Raw genomic sequence first — 18,938 nt, forward strand, 5'->3', positions numbered from 1 at the left:
GCAACGTGCACCGTTGTGAAGCAGACGTGAGCGGGGTCACTGCTTGCTCTTGATGACCGCCTCCATCACGTTCCTCGCGATCGGCGCCGCGAGGCCGCCTCCGGAGATGTCGTCACGGACGGCGTTGTCGTCCTCGATCACGACCGCCACCGCGACCGGCGAGCTGCCGTCGCTGTCCTTGGCGTACGAGATGAACCACGCGTAGGGATTCTCGCTGTTGTCGACACCGTGCTGGGCGGTACCGGTCTTGCCGCCCACCTTGACGCCGGGGATCTTGGCGTTCGAGCCCGTGCCCTTGTCGACGACCGTCTCCATCATCGACTGGAGGATCTGGGCGTTCTCCGAGGACAGCGGCTGGCTGAGCTCCTCCGGCTCGGTCTGCTCCAGGGTGTCGAGGTTCGGCGCCTGCAGCTTGTCCACCATGTAGGGCTTCATCAGCTTGCCGTCGTTGGCGACGGCCGAGGCGACCATGGCCATCTGGAGCGGGGTCGCGGCGGTGTTGAACTGGCCGATGGACGACAGCGCGGTCTGCGACGGGTTCATGTCGTCGGAGAACACCGAGGCGTTGGTACGGACCGGTGTGAACTGCTCCTCGGTGAAGCCGAACTTCTTGGCCTCGGCCAGCATCTTCTCGTTGCCGAGGTCGGAGCCGATCTTGCCGAAGACGGTGTTGCAGGAGTACTGGAGCGCCACTCGCAGGGTCGCGTCCTTGCAGGGGATGTTCCCCTCGTTCTTCAGCTCGGTCGTGGTGCCCGGCATGGTCCACGGCAGCGGCGTCTTCGTCTTCTGGTCCGCCTCCGTGTACAGCCCGTTCTCCAGCGCCGCGGCCGCGGTGACCACCTTGAAGGTGGAACCGGGGGGATACACCTCGCGCAGCGCCCGGTTGAGCATCGGGTCGTCGGGGTTGTTCTTCTTCTGAAACTTCTGCCAGGCCTCGGTGTCCGTCGTCGTGGAGTTGCCGGCGAAGGACGAGGGGTCGTACGACGGGTAGGAGGCCAGCGCCAGGATCTTGCCCGTCGACGGGTCGATCGCGGCGACGGCACCCTTGCCGCCCTGCTTCTTCAGACCGTCGTACGCGGCCTTCTGCGCGGCGGAGTTCAGGGTCGTGACGACGTTGCCGCCCTGCTGCTTCTTGCCGGTGAGCATGTCGAGGGTGTTGCGGAAGAAGAGCCGGTCGTCGTTGCCGGTGAGGATGCCGTCCTCGATGGACTCCAGCTGGGTGGCGCCGAAGGCCTGCGAGGCGTAGCCGGTGACCGGCGCCCACATCGGGCCGTCCTTGTAGGTGCGCTTGAACTTGAAGTCGCTGCCCGACGTCTCGGCGGAACCGGTGATCGGCTTGCCGTCGACGATGATGTCGCCGCGCGGGGAGGCGTAGCGCTCGATGATGACGCGGCGGTTGTTCTTGTCGGTCCTGAGCTCGTCGGCCTTGACGTACTGGATCCAGTTGTCGCGGATGAGCAGTGCCAGGACGAGCAGACCGCAGAAGACCGCGATCCGGCGCAGGGGCTTGTTCACGGGCGGACCACCTGAGTCATCTCGGCGTCGGGATTGCCGGCCGGGGCCGGGGCCGGGCGGCGTGCGGTGTCGCTGATGCGCAGCAGGATGCCGATCAGGGCCCAGTTGGCGATCACGGAGGAACCGCCGTAGGCCACGAACGGCAGCGTCATACCGGTCAGCGGGATGAGGCCCATGACACCGCCGGCCACCACGAAGACCTGGAGGGCGAAGGCGCCGGACAGGCCGATGGCCAGCAGCTTGCCGAACGGATCGCGGGCCGCGAGCGCGGTGCGCACACCCCGCTCGACGATCAGGCCGTAGAGCAGCAGGATCGCCATGACGCCGGCGAGGCCCAGCTCCTCGCCGAAGGTGGCGAGGATGAAGTCGGAGTTGGCGGCGAAGCCGATGAGGTCGGAGTTGCCCTGCCCGAGACCGGTACCGAGCGTGCCGCCGGAGCCGAAGGCCCACAGGGCCTGCATGGCCTGCTCGGAGTGGAGGATGCCGTCCTTGACGGCGGCGCGGGAGAGCTCGTACTCGCGCATCGGGTCGAGCCAGGCCTGCACACGCGTCTGGATGTGCGGTTCGAAGCTCGCCACGCCGACGGCACCGACCGCCGACATCAGCAGACCGAAGACGATCCAGCTGGTCCGCTCGGTGGCGACGTACAGCATGATGACGAACATTCCGAAGAACAGCAGCGACGTACCGAGGTCGGTCTCGAAGACCAGGATGAGGATCGAAATCACCCAGACGACGAGGATCGGACCGAGGTCACGGCCGCGCGGCAGGTACAGCCCCATGAAGCGGCGGCTGGCCAGAGCCAGGGCGTCTCTCTTGACCATGAGGTAGCCGGCGAAGAAGACCGCCAGGACGATCTTCGCGAACTCACCGGGCTGGAGCGTGCCGAGACCGGGGATCTTGATCCAGATCTTGGCGCCGTAGATGTCCGCGCCGAGTCCCGGCACGAGCGGCAGGATCAGCAGGAACAGCGCACCGGCCATGGAGATGTACGTGTAGCGCTGCAGGACGCGGTGGTCCTTGAGGAAGATCAGCACGACCGCCAGCAGGGCGACGCCCATCGCCGAGTACAGCAGCTGCCGCGGTGCGGCATCGGCGTAGTTGCTCAGTTTCTCGGACTGGTCAAGGCGCCAGATGACGACCAGACCGAGCCCGTTCAGCAGCGTCGCCAGCGGCAGCATCAGCGGGTCCGCGTACGGCGCGAACTTCCGTACGACGAGATGGCCGACGCCCGCGAGCAGGCCGAGTCCGAGCCCGTAGCTCAACAGGCCCGGCGGCACCGAGTCGTTGAGGGCCAGCCCGACGTTGGCATAGGCGAACACCGGAATGACCACGGCGAACGCCAGCAGCGCCAGCTCGGTGTTGCGCCGGCTCGGCGCGCCGATCGCGCCGATCGTGGACGTGTGGTGCGTCGGCGATGTGTTCGTACCGCTCATCGTGTAACAGGGCCTCTCACGGCTTGCCTACTGCTTACCGCACAGCGAGACGACCTTCTGCTCTTCCTCCGAGAGGCTGGGGCCGGGGCTGGGAGTAGGTGCGGTCGTGGACGGGTTCGGGGACTTCTCAGGCGTCGACGGAGAGCCCGACGGGTTCGACGGGTTCGGTGTCGGTGTGGCCTTGGACGTGAAGGAGGCGGGAGTGGTTCCGGTGGTGCCCCCGGCCTCGCCCTCGCCGGTCTTGGAGGTGTTCTGGCTCTCGGCTTGGCGCCGCTGCGCCTCCTTCCTGCACGCGGAGGCCTGCACCGACAGTTCCTGGATCTTCGCCCGGGCGTTCTCCAGCCCGCCCTCGGCGATGGTCGCCTTGACCAGCTTCTGCTGGTAGGGCGGCAGGTACTTGAGTTCGATCTCGGGGTGGTCCTTCTCCACCTTCGAGAGCGACACCCACGCCAGGTCCTGGCTGATGCCCCGGTACAGCGCGACGTGCTTGCCCTCGGCGCCGACGTAGTACTGCGTCTGCGTCCAGCGCCAGCCGCCGTACAGACCGCCGCCGATGACGGCCAGCGCGAGGGCGCCGTAGAGGGATCTCTTCAGCCAGCGGCCCTTCCCGCGCGGCTTGACGAAGTCGTCGTCGCCGTAGCCCAGGCCGGCCGCCGGGACGTAGCCGGTGGTGTCGCCGGAGCCGGGCGGGCCGAACTCGCCGCCGCCGCCCTGGCCGCGTCCCTGGCGGCCGAGCCCGGAGGCGCGGCCGGCGGGGTCTGCATGATGCCGTTGTCGTGCAGCTGGTGCTGGTTCTCGGCGACGGCGCCGACCACGACCGGGGTGTCGGACAGCTGCCCGGCGAGGGTGTCGCCGGTGTCGAGGTCGAGGACGTCGGCGACGATGACGGTGATGTTGTCCGGGCCGCCGCCGCGCAGGGCCAGCTCGATCAGGTTCTGGACGGTCTCCTGGGGGCCCTGGTAGCTGGCGAGGGTGTCCTCCAGGGTCTGGTGGGACACCACGCCGGACAGGCCGTCGGAACAGATCAGGTAGCGGTCGCCGGCGCGGACCTCGCGGATGGACAGGTCCGGCTCGACGTGGTCGCCGCTGCCGAGCGCGCGCATGAGGAGCGAGCGCTGCGGGTGGGTGGTTGCCTCTTCCTCGGTGATGCGGCCCTCGTCGACCAGGCGCTGCACCCAGGTGTGGTCCTGCGTGATCTGTGTCAGTACGCCGTCGCGGAGGAGGTACGCGCGGGAGTCGCCGACGTGCACCAGGCCGAGGCGCTGGCCGGTCCAGAGCAGGGCGGTGAGCGTGGTCCCCATGCCCTCCAGCTGGGGGTCCTCCTCGACCATGGCGCGGAGCTGGTCGTTGGCGCGCTGTACGGCCGTACCGAGCGAGGTGAGGATGTCGGAGCCGGGGACGTCGTCGTCGAGCGCGACGATCGTGGAGATGGCCTCGGAGGAGGCGACCTCGCCCGCCGCTGCGCCGCCCATGCCGTCGGCGATGGCGAGCAGGCGCGGGCCGGCGTAACCGGAGTCCTCGTTGCCCTCCCGGATCATGCCCTTGTGCGATCCGGCCGCGAAGCGCAGTGACAGACTCATGCGCACCTCGCCTGTCGGCTCCGGGTACAGCCGGTCGTGTCGAGCCACACTGCCCACCCTCCGGTCGGGAGCGCGCCGGGGCCCGGGGTGGGGCCCGCCACTGCGTGCTCGCTCCGCTCGCGCCTATCCATGATGTAGCACTACTTCCGCAGCTCGATGACGGTCTTGCCGATGCGGATCGGCGCGCCCAGCGCAATCGGTGTGGGAGTCGTCAGCCGGTTTCGGTCCAGGTACGTGCCGTTGGTGGAGCCGAGGTCCTCGACGATCCACTGGCCGTCGCGGTCCGGGTAGATCCTGGCATGGCGGCTGGAGGCGTAGTCGTCGTCCAGCACGATCGTCGAGTCGTGCGCCCGGCCCAGGGTGATGGTCTGGCCCTGGAGCGCGACCGTGGTGCCGGCGAGAGTGCCCTCGGTCACGACGAGCTTGGTGGGGGCGTTACGTCCGCGCCGGCCGCCGCCGGACTGCTGGCGCTGCTGCGGCGGCGCCTGGCGGGCGGCCTGCTGCTGCCGGCCCGCCTCGCGCCGCGAGCCGCGCTGGGTGACGCGCGTACCGAACAGGTCGCTCCGGATGACCTGCACGGCCACGATCACGAACAGCCACAGAACGGCCAGGAAACCCAGCCGCATGACCGTGAGGGTCAGCTCTGACATTGCCCCCGCTTCACCCTTCGGCTTGCCGGTAAATGATGGTGGTGCTGCCCACGACGATCCGCGAGCCGTCGCGGAGCGTAGCGCGGGTGGTGTGCTGCCCGTCCACCACGATGCCGTTGGTGGATCCGAGATCCTGGATCGTCGAGGGCGTTCCGGTCCGGATCTCGCAGTGCCGGCGGGAGACGCCGGGGTCGTCGATCCGCACGTCGGCGTCGGTGCTGCGGCCCAGCACCAGCGTCGGGCGGGAGATCTGATGGCGCGTGCCGTTGATCTCGATCCAGTGGCGGGTGCGTCCGCCGGCCGCCGGGGCGGCCGGGGGCTGCTGCGCGCCCGCGGGCTGCGGGTAACCGTACCCGCCGGGGCGGCCGCCGGGCGGCGGCGCGGACGGCATGGGCGGGGCGCCCGCGGGAGCGGCGGCCGGCGGGTAGCCGTAGCCGCCGGGGCGTCCGGCGGGCGGGGCGGCGGGAGCGGCGGCGCCTGACGGGGCCTGCTGGCTGCTGGAGGAGGCGAGCGTACGGCTGCGCACCCGGTACAGGCCGGTGTCCAGGTCGTCCGCCTTCTCCAGGTGCACCTTGATCGGGCCCATGAAGGTGTAGCGCTGCTGCTTGGCGTAGTCACGCACCATGCCGGCCAGCTCGTCGCCGAGCTGGCCGGAGTAGGGGCTGAGCCGCTCGAAGTCCGGCGTGCTCAGCTCCACGATGAAGTCGTTGGGCACGACCGTCCGGTCGCGGTTCCAGATGGTGGCGTTGTTGTCGCACTCGCGCTGGAGCGCGCCGGCGATCTCCACGGGCTGGACCTCGGACTTGAACACCTTGGCGAAGGTGCCGTTGACCAGACCTTCGAGACGCTGCTCGAACTTCTTCAGGACTCCCATGGGGCACCTCCTCCGTCGCTGCCGTCCTGTGTACTGCTCTGCGGGCCGCTTGCCTGGTACTGCTTACTGATCGTATCCACGCGCCGCTCGATCGGCTGGTTCCCCCTGTCAGCACGGCCGACGGATGTCGACGCATGACGACGTTCCCTGTGGAGCTCTCCTTCGAACTCCTCCGGTGGCACGGCTGCCGCGCAACCGCTCTCGCGTACTCCTGACAAGGATCGTAGAGGCGGCCGAAGACCAGTGTCCCGCACCCGACTGTGGACCCCGACCGCCTCCTGGGGAGACGGGGGGTACCGGTACGAGGTTGATACGTGAAGCGCCCCGCGTCGATACGTGGCCGGGCCACCGAAGGCCCGGAGGCGGGTCTGCCTGCGGAAGAAGGGATGTGAATCCACCCCGCCCCGCGTGCTAATGTTCTGCGTGTCGGAAGGCGCCAGGCCCCAAGGGGCAGGAGCCCATGACACACCCAATGCGCGGGTGGCGGAATAGGCAGACGCGCTGGATTCAGGTTCCAGTGCCCGCAAGGGCGTGGGGGTTCAACTCCCCCCTCGCGCACCACGGAGCACCGACGAAAGTGCTCTGGCTGCACCGACGGAATGGGCGGCATCGCGATGGCGATGCCGCCCATTTCTGTTTCTGCGGTGTGATGTCTGTCTCTGGGCATGGTGAAGCGGACCGTCGGTGGCTGAGGGCCGTCGGCGATCCGCGTTCGCGTGTGGATCTTGCTTGAGTAGCTCTCGGGGCCTGCCCTCTGTGAGGAAGGTCTCAGCGCTGGGTGATGTCCCTTGGGGGTCCCCGTGCCCAGGGGCTTGGTCCTGCGGCGGCGGGTGGGCCGTCGGCGGGGCCGTTCGCCGGCGTCTTCGACATGTTCCTGGAGGTGGTCCTCGGCGAAGCAGCCGGAAGCAGACCCGTTGCCAACCTTCGGAGCCGTACTGGAGGGGCCGGCAGAGGTTCGCGCCGGCTTCCGGGGGACGGTGACGGTGCGCTGGGAGCAGCACGTCGGTGAGCCGGCCGGGTTCGGGGCGGGGTCGACGAGGGGCAGGTGGATGCCGCGGCCGAGCGTGCGGGGTTTGAGAGGGCGCTGCGCCGGGTTGGTATCTGCCGGGCACATCAGGCGGCGGTGGCCTTCGGCGTCGGGGCGTTGCTTGGGCATGAACACGTAGTTCGCGCGGCGCGGGTGCGGTCGATCCGGGTCTGCTTTTCGATTTTCTCGGCGAGGAGGTCCTTGGTGGCGTCCTTGAGGGGCTGGGGCATGGACGGTCTGCCGGCTCACTCCGCGGTCTCCTTGATGACGCCGGCCCGGGCGTACGGCACAGCACCACGCGGGCGCGGTACCGCGGACGGCCACGGCCACGGCTCCGTTGGAGGCTTCCCGGACGTCATGGGTGCGCAGGGGGATGACCTCGGGTGAGCCAGAGCGCAGCCGAAGCCGGGGGAGGGCAGGGTCAGCAGGCCGTAGCGCAGCTCTTCGGTCGGCTGAGCGCGCGCGGAGGCATACAGCTGGGCCTGATCGGAACGGCTGTAGGGGCGCGAGGAGTCCGAGCCGGAGTAGGCGGCCGGCTCGCCGGTGACCAGGTCCGGGCCGAGCAGGGCACGACGGAGGTTGTTCAGGCGGCAGCGGCGGTTGGAGCGCGAGGCGTCACCCAGGTGCAGACAGCCGGTGGCCGGGTACCACTCGATCGCCTCCGGGGTCAGGAGGTGCTCGGCCTTGGTCGGGCGCCCGCAGGCGTCGGCATACGCGGCGGCGTGGGCGAGCGCGCCGAGCCAGTCGCGGGCCTGCTTGGGAGTGGCCGGCTTGGCCTGGGTCACTGCGCGGCGGCAGTCGGCCCCGACGCGCTCCCGGACAGGGCTGGGGAGGGCGGCCGGTACTGCTCGATTCGCGTCCGCCGTGACTCTTCACCAGGAAAGGACCCCGGGAGGGTGCTGTTGCCCGCCCAGGCCTCCACCCCCGCATCATCGTCGGGACCAGACCGCCCCTCACCTTTCAGGCAGACCGCGTTGACCACCGATCGCTTCCCGGACATCGCCCGCACCGGCACCGCCGTGATCGGCGCCCGGTACGTCGGAGGACCCGACCGGCAGCAGCTGGTCGTGGATGACGAGGCGCGTGCGCTGGAGAGCGGTTCCCCGCCCCGCGGCCTGTCCGCGATGGGCTCGTTCGCGAGCGCGGACGGCGGACGGTGCTGTCGCTCGCGCAGTGGGAGAGCGCCGGGGCGTACGACGCGTACCCTCGTGGCGGTGGCTACGCCGCTCCCTTGGCCGGTCCGCCCCGCTACCGGCTGTACCGCGGCATGGCCGAGGAGCACGAGACCCGTGCCCCGGGCTGCCTGATCACGGCCGCTTTCGACGTGGACGGGCCCGACCGCCAGCGCTTCTTCACCGACGCCGTGATCGCCGCCCAGCCGAAGGAAGGCGGGCACCCTGGCGCGATCTCGGCCCACTTCCTGCACAGCACCGACGGCAGCCGCGTCCTGCTGTACACGGAGTGGACCAGCGTCGAGGCGCACCAGGAGGCCGCCGAAGCCGGTGACCACGACCAGGGGCACGAGATCCTCTCCCGCACGCCCGGGGTGCGCCTCACCCACGGCGGGCGCTACCGCCTCCACCGCTCCCTGCCCCGCCCCCGCCGTGACCGAGGCGCCCGGCGCCGCGCCTCGCCTCCAGCGTGCAGGCGGCAAATCGTCCCGGCAGACTCTTCGGTAGCGTGAGGGTATGAGCCATCCGCACCCAGAACTCAAAGCCGCCCCGCCACTGCCCGACGGAGGGCTGAGGGTCACCGCCCTGGGCGGCCTGGGCGAGATCGGCCGGAACATGACCGTGTTCGAGCATGCCGGCAAGTTGCTGATCGTGGACTGCGGTGTGCTGTTCCCCGAAGAGACCCAGCCCGGCGTGGACGTGATCCTGCCCGACTTCACCTCCATCCGGGACCGCCTCGACGACATCGTCGCCGTCGTCCTCACCCACGGCCACGAGGACCACATCGGCGGCGTGCCCTATCTGCTGCGCGAGCGGAGGGACATCCCCCTCGTCGGCTCCAAGCTCACCCTCGCCTTCATCGAGGCCAAGCTCAAGGAACACGGCATCCGGCCCCGCACGGTGCGCGTGCGGGAGGGCGACCGGCGCGGCTTCGGCCCCTTCGACTGCGAGTTCGTGGCCGTCAACCACTCCATTCCGGACAGCCTCGCGGTCGCGATCCGCACCGGCGCCGGGATGGTGCTGCACACCGGCGACTTCAAGATGGACCAGTTCCCCCTGGACGACCGCATCACCGATCTGCGCGCCTTCGCCCGCCTCGGCGAGGAGGGCGTGGACCTGTTCCTCACCGACTCCACGAACGCCGAGGTCCCCGGCTTCACCACCTCCGAGCGTGAGCTGAACCCGGCGATCGAACAGGTGATGCGCACCGCGCCGCGCCGGGTCATCGTCTCCAGCTTCGCCAGCCATGTGCACCGCATCCAGCAGGTCCTGGACGCCGCCCACGAGCACGGCCGCAAGGTGGCCTTCGTCGGCCGCTCCATGGTCCGCAACATGGGCATCGCCCGCGACCTGGGCTACCTCAAGGTCCCGCCCCACCTGGTCGTGACCACCAAGGAGCTGGAGAAGCTCCCCGACCACAAGATCACCCTGGTGTGCACCGGCTCCCAGGGCGAACCGATGGCCGCGCTGTCACGGATGGCCAACCGCGACCACCAGATCCGCATCGGCAAGGGCGACACCGTCCTGCTCGCCAGCTCCCTCATCCCCGGCAACGAGAACGCCATCTACCGGGTGATCAACGGACTCACCCGGTGGGGCGCCCACGTGGTCCACAAGGGCAACGCCAAGGTGCACGTCTCCGGCCACGCCAGCGCCGGCGAACTCGTCTACTGCTACAACATCGTCCGGCCCCGCAACGTCATGCCCGTGCACGGCGAATGGCGCCACCTGCGGGCCAACGCCGACCTCGCCATCCGCACCGGCGTCGATCCCGACCGGGTCGTCATCGCCGAGGACGGTGTCGTCGTCGACCTCGTCGACGGCCGCGCCTCCATCACCGGCAAGGTGCCCGCGGGCAACGTCTACGTGGACGGCATGGAAGTCGGCGGCGCCACGGAGGCGTCCCTCAAGGACCGGGTCACCCTCGCCCAGGAGGGCGTCATCACGGTCGTGGCCATCGTCGACGCCGACACCGGCGCCCTGGCAGAGGCCCCCGACTTCCTGGCTCGCGGCTTCGTCCACGACGAGACCACCTTCGAGCCGGTCATCCCCGTCATCGAGAAGACGCTGGCCACCGCCGCCGAGGAAGGCGTCGGCGACGCCCACCAGCTCGAACAGCTCATCGCCCGCGCCGTGGCCAACTGGGCCTTCCGCACCCACCGCCGCAGGCCACTGATCATCCCCGTCATCATCGACGCCTGACCGGGGGCCGCGCTCCGGTTCCCCGCCTCATTCAGGACGGACGGACACCACCTCACCGACCACGACACCCCCACGCGAGCGGGCCGTGCTTCGATCACCCGCCGACACTCGTCACTTCGGCATGCGGTGGGGCCGCCCGTACGGCGGTCGAGGACGGCGCTCTTGGCTACGCGCTGCTGATCGCCGAGCGCGCGCCGGAGTAGGGGAACCGGGAGCGGAGAGGACCTCCGCCGACAGGGCTACTTGGGGGGCAGGCTCGCGGCGAAGGCGTGCCCCTGCTCGATCCAGTCGGCCAGGGCCTCGTCCTCGGACACGGCGGACGCGGCCACGACCACCCAGCCGCGCATCGGGCGTCCGGTGAAGTCGAAGGGCCGCGTCCCGGGCCGTGACAGGGCGGCCTCGGTGGCGTCGGGGCCGACCCGGACCATCAGCTCGTCCCCGGTCACCCCGACAGCCATGTTGCCCTCGTACAGGAACGCCAGCCCGCCGAACATCCGCTTCTCCGTGACGCCCGGATCCGCACCCAGCCGGGCCCGGACGCGCTCCGCCAGTCCTTCGTCGAACGCCATGACCGCCCTCACCCTCCCGCTCGCCGGCTCACCTGCCGCTGAAGGTCCCGAAGATCCTTGACCAGCGACGAGCGCACCTTGCGCCCCAGCACCGGTCCGGCCAGCCGGTAGAGGCCGGAGGCGTCACCGCGCACACGGATCCGGGCGTGCGTGCCGCCGTCCGGCAGCGGCTCGAAGGAGTAGGTCACGTGCATCGGCAGCGGGCCGGCCACCGCGACCATGTCCAGCAGCCTCGCCGGCTCGTAGGCGGCGACCCGCAGCACGTAGTCGATCCGCCTGCCCAGGAAGTACGCCGTCCGCGTCACCTCCGCCCCGGCCCCGAACCCGCCCGCATCCGCCTCCCGCGTCAGCTGCGCCGTCCGGATGCCCTGGGTCCACTCGGCATCGTGGCGCCAGTCCATGGCATACGCCGCCACCTGCTCACACGGCACGGGGATCACCCGCTCCACCGTCACATCGATACCCATCCGCTGCCCCGAATCCCCGGCGACAGTTCCCATGGACCCACCCCCGACAGTCAGCGGCAACCGGAGGCCGGAAAAGGACTGCCGGCGCGTAGGTAAGGACGGTCACATACCTGCCCCCACCACCCGATCCAGCGTCGGCGGCGGCAAGGGAGAACAACCCGACCGAGGCGCCCCAGGGCGGGCCCGGCGGCTCGATGCCGCGCGGGCCCTTGTGCCGGCTGCCTGCTCTCAGCCGATCTGGATCTTTCCGTTGGCCTCGGCGGCGGTCGGCGTGGTCGAGGGCTGGACGTCACCGTTGCGCTGGGTGACGCTCTTCAGCAGCTCGGCGAGGTCGACTCCCGTGGTGGAGCTGAGGAGTTCGACGCCCTGGGCCACGTTGTCGGCGACGGTGCGGGACAGCCGGCTCGCGCCGTCGGTGGAGATGACGGTCATCTTGTCCACCGCGCTGAGCGGCTCGGACGCCTTCGCGACCACCTGCGGCAGCACCTCGACGAGCATCTGCAGCACGGCCGCGTCGCCGTACTGGGCGAAGGCGTCGGCCTTCTTCCGCATCGCCTCGGCCTCGGCCTCACCCTTCGCGCCGATCGCCGCCGCCTCGGCCTCGCCCTCCAGCCGCACCGCCTCGGCGATCGCCGCACGCCGGGACCGCTCGGCCTCGCCCTGCTTGAGACCCTCGATCGCCTGCGCCTCGGCCAGCGCGCTGCGCTGCTGCTTCTCGCCCTCACCCGTGAGCCGGGACCGCTCGGCCTCCGCCTGCGCGGCGGCGATGGCGGCCAGCCGATCCGCCTCGGCCTGCTTCACGCGGGCCACGCGCTTGGCCTCCGCCTCCTGCTCGGCGGCGTACCGCTGGGCGTCGGCGGGCTTGCGGACCTGGGTGTCGAGCTGACGGTCGGTCAGTTCGGCCTGCCGCTCGGCGACCTTCTCCTGCTGGGCGAGGATCTCCTGCTCCCGGGCCGCCTCGGCCAGCGGACCGGCGGCGGCCGCACGGGCCGCGGCCTCGTCGGTCTCGGCCTTGATCTCGGCCTGCTTGAGGTAGAAGGTCCGCTGGGCGATCGCGATCTCCTCCTCGGCCTTCAGCCGCGCCTGCTCGGCGGCCCGCCTGGCGACCGCCTCGGCGATGTCGGCTTCCTGCTTGGCGCGGGCGGCCTCGGGCCGGCCGAGGTCCTCCAGGTAGGAGCCCTCGGTGGTGATGTCCTGGATCTGGAAGGCGTCCAGCACCAGGCCCTGCCCGGACAGGCTCGCCTCCGCCTCCTCCGCCACCTGTCCGGCGAACGCGGCCCGGTCCCGGATGATGTCCTCCACCGACATCCGGCCGACGATGGCCCGCAGGGCGCCGGAGAGCACCTCCTGGGTGAAGCCGACGATGCCGTCCTGCTGCATCAGGAACCGCTGGGCGGCGGCGCGGATGGCGTCCTCGGTGCCGCCGACCTTGACGATGGCGACGCCCTCCAGGTTGGCCTTCACGCCGCGCAGGGTGACCGCGCCGCGCACCGCGACGGGGATGTGCCGCGAGGACAGGTCGAGGGTGAACCTCTGCTGCACGAACGGCACGACGAACACGCCGCCGCCGACCACGACCTTCTGGCCGCTGTTGTCGGTGAACACCCGCCCGGTCTCCGGATCGGTGGCCTTCTTGCCGCGCCGCCCGGTGACGATGAACGCCTCGCTCGGACCGGCGACCTTGTACCGGCTGACGACGACCAGCGCGAGCAGCACGAGGAGTACGACGACTCCTCCCACCGCGATGGCGACAGAACTCATGGTGATGTCCCCTCAGCCCTCCCTGAGGACGGCATTCGGTGAAGGATATGTGGATGTAAACGGCACCTGGGCCGGTGCCGGAAAGGAGGACCGCTTCGCCGGGTCAGCGTTCGACCGGGCGCACGGACACCGCCGACTGCGACAGCGCCTGCTCGACCCAGACGTCGGCTCCCCGGGCCACGGCAACCGAACTCCTGGCCGCGAACTTCATCGGCTGCCCGGCCACATGCACCAGCACCTCGCCGTAGCCCTCGGCGGGGATAGCGGTCACCACCGAGCCGGATGCGCCGATCAAGTCGGCGTCACGCGGAGCGGCGCCGGAGGAGTCCCGCAGCAGAGCCCGACTCAGGCGGTAGGCGAACCAGCCGGTGAGGACACCGGCGGGCACCCCGATCACCGTGGCTCCCACCGGGCCCAGCCCGGTCGTCCCCATGACGATCGCCCCCGAGAAACCGAGCATGGACAAGAACCCGGCGATCACCGGCAGCGACAGCAGCCCGTCGAGCAGGCCGTCCACCACGGAGACTCCGTCGAGCAGTCCCTCCAGTACGCCGTCGAGAACGAACGACAGGGCAAGGAGGACGACCCCCGCTATGCCGAGCCCCAGAAACCAGGCCATCCGCGCACACCGCCTCTCCTTGCCCTTCCCCCGTTGTCGCAGGCATCGTCACACGCGGACACCGGGCGATACATTGCCTGATTCCGGCAATCTTTACGCGGCTTTGATGCCGCACCCCGAACAGTCGGACCGTCGGCGGGTGAGGCCCTGCCGACGCTCTGTGACACCGCGTCAGAAGCCTGTACCGTTCCCAGCGGTGTGCCGGGAAGTCTGGTCGGCGATCTTGACGGAAGAAGGCGGAGAAGCTTCGCCGAACGGGGGTCCCGACGTGGTGCTCATGACGGTCTTCACAGTGGTCCTTGGCGGGGTACGCGCCCCTGCGCGGCTCCTCCTCCGCCTGAGCCGGGGAAGTCGTACGGCATGATCACATTCCCGCAGCCCGCGCCTGGCGTACCGCGTCCGGGGCACATGATCGTGTGCGGGGACGACGCGCTCGCCGAGAGGCTGGCAGCCGAGCTCGCCACCGTGTACCGGGAGCGGGTCACTCTGGTCGTACCGCCCTCGCGGCGGCCCGGCGCCACCACCGGAAGGGCGCGCGCCGCCGCGCTGCTCGGCCGGATACAGGCCGCCGTGAACCGCACGGAGGACTCGACCGATTCGGGCGCGGCCTGGCACGGCCCGCATCGTCGAGACCGCCGTCCTCGACGAAGCCGCCCTGGCCGAGATGGGCGTGTGCGAGGCCGCCGCGCTGGCGCTCGTGCACGACGACGACGAGACCAACATCCACGCCGCGCTGGCCGCCCGCCGTCTCAACCCCCGGCTGCGCCTGGTCATCCGGCTCTACAACCGCAAGCTCGGACAGCACCTGGAAGAACTCCTCGACCAGGCCGCCATCCTCGCCGTCCCCGGCCTGGATCCCGAGGCCCTGGACACCTCCACCACCGTCCTGTCGGACGCTGACACCGCGGCACCCGCGCTCGCGGCCACCGCCGTCGCGGGCACCAGCAAGGTCGTCCAGGCCGACGGCCTGCTGCTGCGCGCCGTGGAACGCACTCCACCCGGTCACGGCCGGGTCGCCGCTCCAGGCCTGTGCACCCTGGCCCTGCTGTCGTCGACCACCAACGACCCGGCCGGAGCGGAAGGTTCGGACGCCAGCGGCCGGGAGGCGCCGATTCTGCTCCCGGACGACGACACGGTCGCGGGCGCCACCGGGCGCGGCACGGTGGTCCTCGAAACTGTCACGCACACGGCTTCCGGTTCCGCACCGCGACGGCTGGCGGGGCGCGGACTGCCGCTCGGCTCCCTGTTCTCGCGCCGGCTGCGCTGGTCACTGGCCGGGCTCCTGGGCTGTGTGCTGGGGGTGGCCGTCGCAACCTGGCTGAGCACCGGGCATCACCCGCTGCACGCCGCCTACCTCACCTTGCTCGACCTGTTCGCGATCGGCGACCCGGCCCTCGACGAGCCCACCGCGCGTCAGGTGCTCCAGCTCCTCGCCGGACTGGCCGGTCTGCTGCTCATGCCCGTCCTGCTCGCGGCCGTCCTGGAGGCGCTCGGCACGTTCCGCACGGCCTCCGCGCTGCGCCGGCCACCCCGCGGCCTGTCCGGCCACGTCGTCCTGGTCGGCCTCGGCAAGATCGGCACCCGGGTCCTGGCCCGTCTGCGGGAGCTCGACATCCCCGTGGTGTGTGTCGAGGCGGACCCGGAAGCGCGCGGCATCCCGCTCGCCCGCCGACTGCGCGTCCCCACCGTTCTCGGGGACGCCACCCAGGAGGGCGTGCTGGAGGCCGCAAAGATCCACCGGGCACACTCTCTGTTGGCCCTCACCAGCCACGACACCACCAACCTCGAATCCGCCCTGTACGCACGCTCCCTCAAACCGGACCTGCGGGTGGCCCTGCGCCTGTACGACGACGCCTTCGCCACCGCTGTCTACCGCACCCTGCGCACCGCCCACCCGCGCGCCCTCACCCGCAGCCGCAGCGTCTCCACCCTCGCGGCCCCCGCCTTCGCCGGGGCCATGATGGGCCGCCAGGTCCTCGGGGCCATTCCCGTCGAACGCCGCGTGCTGCTCTTCGCCGCCCTCGGTGTCGCCGGGCACCCGCAGCTGGAAGGGCGCACCATCGCCGAGTCGTTCCGTCCAGGCAAGTGGCGCGTTCTGGCGCTGGACACGGCCGAGCCGGGCGAGCGACTGCCGGACCTCGCCGCCACACCGGCGCACCACGGCGCCGAACGCCCCGGCGGACTCGTCTGGGACTTGCACCCCGGTTATGTCCTACGGCCCGAAGACCGCGTGGTACTCGCCGCGACGCGCCAGGGCCTGGCCGAGCTCCTGGGCCGGCAGTCACGGATGAGGGCGCGAACCACTGACGCCTAGCGGAGCAGCGACCGTTTCGGTGCGGCTGGGCTGTTCCCACCGGGTCGCAGGTGCGTAAACCCTCGACGACCAGTGCCGCAAGCCGTTGCTGCCCAAGGCGCCCGGCTGCCGGGAACCGCTTGCAGACGTCGGCCAGTGCTCCTGACGTCCTGCCTGACCTGTCCTTACGGGCCCTCCGTTCCGCCAGGCGTGTGGCGCTGGACGAGCCGGGAGATGTCGTGCGCGGTGATGATGCCGGCCAGGTGGTGCCCGTCGGTGACGAGGATGGGCAGGCCGCGGCCGGGGGAGAGCCTTTCGAGCACCTCCACCAGCAGGTCGTCCGGAGCGCAGGTGGTGCACCGCACCCAAGGGGTCGCCACGTCACGCACGCGCAGGGTCTCCCGCTGCGGGGCAGGAATCCTCGCGAGCCGGGGGAGGTGGAGCAGGCCGCTGGGGCGTCCCTCGAAGTCGATCAGGGCCATGGTCGAGTGGCGGGTGCGCACGGCCACGTCATCGAGGCAGCGTTGCACGGTCAGCCAGTCCTGGCACGTCTCCACCGGACTCGACATGGCATCGGCCGCCCGCAGTCCGCGCAGGGCGGGGGCCAGCCTCGCGCTCCGGTGTTCCGCGCTGGCGATGATCACGACGAAGAAGCCGATGACCGCCAGCCACAGTCCACTCAGGGCGCCGCGCAGCACAGCGATCCACCCGACGCCGACGAGCAGGATGCCGAGGACCTGCCCGCCGCGGGCGGCCGCTCGCTCGGCGCGGTCCTGGTCTCCGGTCCGCCACCACGTCAGCGCCTGCACCACCCGCCCTCCATCCAGTGGGGCGGCCGGCAGCAGATTGAACACGGCCAGGACGAGGTTCACCCAACCGAGCCAGAGCAGGACGGCTGCGGGCACGGCCCAGCCGGACAACGTCTCCAGCCCGATGCCAGCCCCGAGCGCCACCGCACCGACGACCAGGCTGGTGAGCGGCCCGCTGACGGCGATCAGGAAGGTCGTGCCGGCCGTGCGTGGCTTGCCCATTCTGGTCATTCCGCCCAAGGCCCACAGGGTGATGCTCTGGACCTGGACGCCCTTCCTGCGGGCGGTCACCGCGTGGGCGGCCTCGTGGGCCAGCAGGCTCGCTAGGAGGAGCAGGGCCCCGGCCAGGCCGGCGACCGTGTAGGTGGCGTCGGGCTGGCCCGGGATCCTGGCCGGGAGGGTCTGGCTTCCCAGGCTGTAGCCGAAGAGCATCACGAGCAGGGGCACGGTCCAGTGGATGCGCAGCGGCACCCCGAGAACGCGTCCCATCCGTACCGAGCTGTTCATCGCCATCTCCTGCGGACCGGGGCGGGTGTTCCCGCACCGAAGCCGACACGCCGGGGTGCCCGCGGGAACGGATCGGCACAGAGTCCGCCCACTGTCAGTCTCGCTCCCCGAGCGCAGGTGACGAGGAATGCGACGTTCCTGGGCATGGGTGATCACCCGTCGAGTACTCATGGGTCGGCAGATCCGCCGCCACTGTGACCGTGCCGGTCCGGATGCTGAGTCCGCGTGTCCGTGGTGCCCCGCGGTGAGGCGGAGCCGGCCTGTTGGCAGACGTCGGGGATGCCGTCGGCGTTCTCGTCACGGTTCTCCTCCGCGTACAGCCGCCGGTACTCGTGGTTCCGCGGTCTGAGCAGCACGCAGCCAGGAGCGCGGAGGTCAGGGAGCCGAGGAGGACGGCGGCCTTGATGTGCCCGAGGTCTGCGGGGTCCTGTCGAAGACCTCGAAAGGCTTCGGCAGCTCGCCGCCACAGCGGCCGGCCGCGGAACGGCCCTGCGGTTCCTGGTCGCCGGGTATCCGGCCTCGGTGTGCCGGGTCTGGACGGACGTGCCGGCGGCTGGCCAGGCTCTGGAGCCCGACGATCCGGGAGAAGTCGGTTCGGCTCTGATCAGCGCGATCGGCGAGGCGACCGTGGCGCTGACCGGGGGCTGCGAAACCGCCCATCGCGCGGCCATCCGAGGCGAAGAGGCGATGCGGCGGGAGTTCGTCGACGACCTGCTCGTCGGCCGAACCGGCCTGGGCCGCCTTGCCGAGCGGGCCGGACGATTCGGGCTACGGCTGGTCGGGCCGCACAGCGTGGCCGTCGCCCGGACGAGCGAGCCCTTCGGCGCGGGCGACGACACCACGCGCTAGGTCGGAGGCGCTGACCGCCCGTTTCGGTGCGCAGGACGTGCTGATCACCACCAAGGACAGCTTGCTCGTGTGTGTATCGCCCGGCGCGGCCCCGGATGTCGCGGACTTCTTCGCCGGCGCGGTGCGCAAGGCCGTCGACGAGCGGTGCAGGATCGCCGTCGGCCGCCCCCGGCCAGGCCCCAGCGGCATCGTCCGTTCCTGCCACGAGGCCCGCAGCACCCTCGACCTCGCCACCCAGCTCGGCCTGACCGCCTCGTGCGTGCACGCCTCGGACCTGCTGGTGTTCCAGGTCCTCGGCAGGGACCGCGCCGCCATCACCGACCTGGTGGCCACTGTCCTGGGCGGCCTCGAAGGCGCACGCGGCGGGCCCAGGACACTTCTGGAAACCCTGACCGCGTTCTTCGCCAGCGGCTGTCTGAACACCACCACGGCCCGCCGACTCCGGGTGAGCGTGCGCACCATCACCTGCCGGCTCGGGCGCATCCGGCAACTCACCGGCCACGACCCCACCGGTCCCGACCAGCGCCACATCCTGCAGACCGCCGAGCTCGGCGCCCGTCTCCTGGACTGGCAGGCCCGCCCGCTGCAGCCCTCCGAGTGATCCGGAC

At 70.8% G+C, this 18,938-nt stretch carries 15 protein-coding genes, 1 tRNA gene and 3 pseudogenes; 6 read left to right on the plus strand and 13 right to left on the minus strand.

The features are described from left to right. Window positions 1-36: 36 nt before the first annotated feature. The 5 genes and pseudogenes from V8690_RS21170 to V8690_RS21190 form a co-directional block, all read right to left on the minus strand. A complete protein-coding gene (locus V8690_RS21170) occupies window positions 37-1,515 on the minus strand; it encodes a penicillin-binding protein 2 (protein WP_338781107.1) in 1,479 nt (492 codons plus the stop codon). Beyond that, entirely contained in the window at window positions 1,512-2,951 is a 1,440-nt protein-coding gene (locus V8690_RS21175) for an FtsW/RodA/SpoVE family cell cycle protein (RefSeq protein WP_338781110.1), read from the minus strand. Before V8690_RS21175 ends, V8690_RS21170 begins: the two co-directional genes overlap by 4 nt. Before the next feature lie 27 nt (window positions 2,952-2,978). Beyond that, window positions 2,979-4,531 (minus strand): annotated as a pseudogene (locus V8690_RS21180) (Stp1/IreP family PP2C-type Ser/Thr phosphatase). Between the two features lie 140 nt (window positions 4,532-4,671). Further along, entirely contained in the window at window positions 4,672-5,181 is a 510-nt protein-coding gene (locus V8690_RS21185) for an FHA domain-containing protein (RefSeq protein ID WP_338781112.1), read from the minus strand. Window positions 5,182-5,191: 10 nt separating this feature from the next. Then, window positions 5,192-6,055, minus strand: a complete 864-nt coding sequence (locus tag V8690_RS21190) for a DUF3662 and FHA domain-containing protein (RefSeq protein ID WP_338781114.1) — start codon at window positions 6,053-6,055, stop codon at window positions 5,192-5,194. Window positions 6,056-6,529: 474 nt separating this feature from the next. Here V8690_RS21190 and V8690_RS21195 point away from each other — a divergent pair. Further along, window positions 6,530-6,616 (plus strand) — tRNA-Leu (locus tag V8690_RS21195). Window positions 6,617-7,168: 552 nt separating this feature from the next. Here V8690_RS21195 and V8690_RS21200 read toward each other — a convergent pair. Both V8690_RS21200 and V8690_RS21205 read right to left on the minus strand, forming a co-directional pair. Then, window positions 7,169-7,312, minus strand: coding sequence for a hypothetical protein (locus tag V8690_RS21200; protein ID WP_338781115.1), 144 nt, complete (start codon window positions 7,310-7,312; stop codon window positions 7,169-7,171). A gap of 15 nt (window positions 7,313-7,327) precedes the next feature. Next, entirely contained in the window at window positions 7,328-7,867 is a 540-nt protein-coding gene (locus tag V8690_RS21205; protein WP_338781117.1) for a hypothetical protein, read from the minus strand. Window positions 7,868-8,238: 371 nt separating this feature from the next. Here V8690_RS21205 and V8690_RS21210 point away from each other — a divergent pair, with 371 nt between their 5' ends. Next, complete coding sequence (locus tag V8690_RS21210; RefSeq protein ID WP_338781118.1) at window positions 8,239-8,766, plus strand: antibiotic biosynthesis monooxygenase; 528 nt, start codon at window positions 8,239-8,241, stop codon at window positions 8,764-8,766. Between the two features lie 4 nt (window positions 8,767-8,770). After that, the gene (locus V8690_RS21215; protein ID WP_338781119.1) at window positions 8,771-10,456 is read left to right on the plus strand and encodes a ribonuclease J; all 1,686 of its coding nucleotides are present in this window, start codon (window positions 8,771-8,773) and stop codon (window positions 10,454-10,456) included. 239 nt (window positions 10,457-10,695) lie between these two features. Here V8690_RS21215 and V8690_RS21220 read toward each other — a convergent pair whose 3' ends face one another. The 4 genes from V8690_RS21220 to V8690_RS21235 all read right to left on the minus strand — a co-directional run bounded on the left by V8690_RS21220 (window position 10,696) and on the right by V8690_RS21235 (window position 13,872). Continuing rightward, window positions 10,696-11,025 carry a TfoX/Sxy family protein gene (locus V8690_RS21220; RefSeq protein WP_338781120.1) on the minus strand — a complete coding sequence of 110 codons (330 nt, stop codon included), beginning with the start codon at window positions 11,023-11,025 and terminating at the stop codon, window positions 10,696-10,698. A gap of 8 nt (window positions 11,026-11,033) precedes the next feature. Beyond that, window positions 11,034-11,492 (minus strand): SRPBCC family protein, encoded by a 459-nt coding sequence (locus tag V8690_RS21225; RefSeq protein ID WP_338785412.1) that lies wholly within the window; start codon window positions 11,490-11,492, stop codon window positions 11,034-11,036. A gap of 228 nt (window positions 11,493-11,720) precedes the next feature. Continuing rightward, window positions 11,721-13,253 (minus strand): SPFH domain-containing protein, encoded by a 1,533-nt coding sequence (locus tag V8690_RS21230; protein WP_338781121.1) that lies wholly within the window; start codon window positions 13,251-13,253, stop codon window positions 11,721-11,723. Window positions 13,254-13,356: 103 nt separating this feature from the next. Next, window positions 13,357-13,872 carry a hypothetical protein gene (locus V8690_RS21235; protein ID WP_338781124.1) on the minus strand — a complete coding sequence of 172 codons (516 nt, stop codon included), beginning with the start codon at window positions 13,870-13,872 and terminating at the stop codon, window positions 13,357-13,359. A 360-nt stretch (window positions 13,873-14,232) separates the two neighbouring features. On the opposite strand from V8690_RS21235, the pseudogene V8690_RS21240 reads away from it, so the two are divergent. Then, a pseudogene (locus tag V8690_RS21240) lies at window positions 14,233-16,186 on the plus strand (NAD-binding protein). 164 nt (window positions 16,187-16,350) lie between these two features. Here the strand turns inward: V8690_RS21240 and V8690_RS21245 are convergent. Next, window positions 16,351-17,481, minus strand: coding sequence for a site-2 protease family protein (locus tag V8690_RS21245; RefSeq protein WP_338781125.1), 1,131 nt, complete (start codon window positions 17,479-17,481; stop codon window positions 16,351-16,353). Window positions 17,482-17,648: 167 nt separating this feature from the next. Continuing rightward, window positions 17,649-17,887: pseudogene (nhaA, locus tag V8690_RS21250) on the minus strand (Na(+)/H(+) antiporter NhaA); the annotation flags it as partial. A 137-nt stretch (window positions 17,888-18,024) separates the two neighbouring features. On the opposite strand from nhaA, the gene V8690_RS21255 reads away from it, so the two are divergent. Both V8690_RS21255 and V8690_RS21260 read left to right on the plus strand, forming a co-directional pair. After that, window positions 18,025-18,330 (plus strand): hypothetical protein, encoded by a 306-nt coding sequence (locus V8690_RS21255; protein ID WP_338781126.1) that lies wholly within the window; start codon window positions 18,025-18,027, stop codon window positions 18,328-18,330. 37 nt (window positions 18,331-18,367) lie between these two features. Next, complete coding sequence (locus V8690_RS21260; RefSeq protein ID WP_338781127.1) at window positions 18,368-18,931, plus strand: helix-turn-helix domain-containing protein; 564 nt, start codon at window positions 18,368-18,370, stop codon at window positions 18,929-18,931. Window positions 18,932-18,938: the final 7 nt, after the last annotated feature.

Source organism: Streptomyces sp. DG1A-41, assembly GCF_037055355.1.
In the GTDB taxonomy this organism is placed as follows: domain Bacteria; phylum Actinomycetota; class Actinomycetes; order Streptomycetales; family Streptomycetaceae; genus Streptomyces.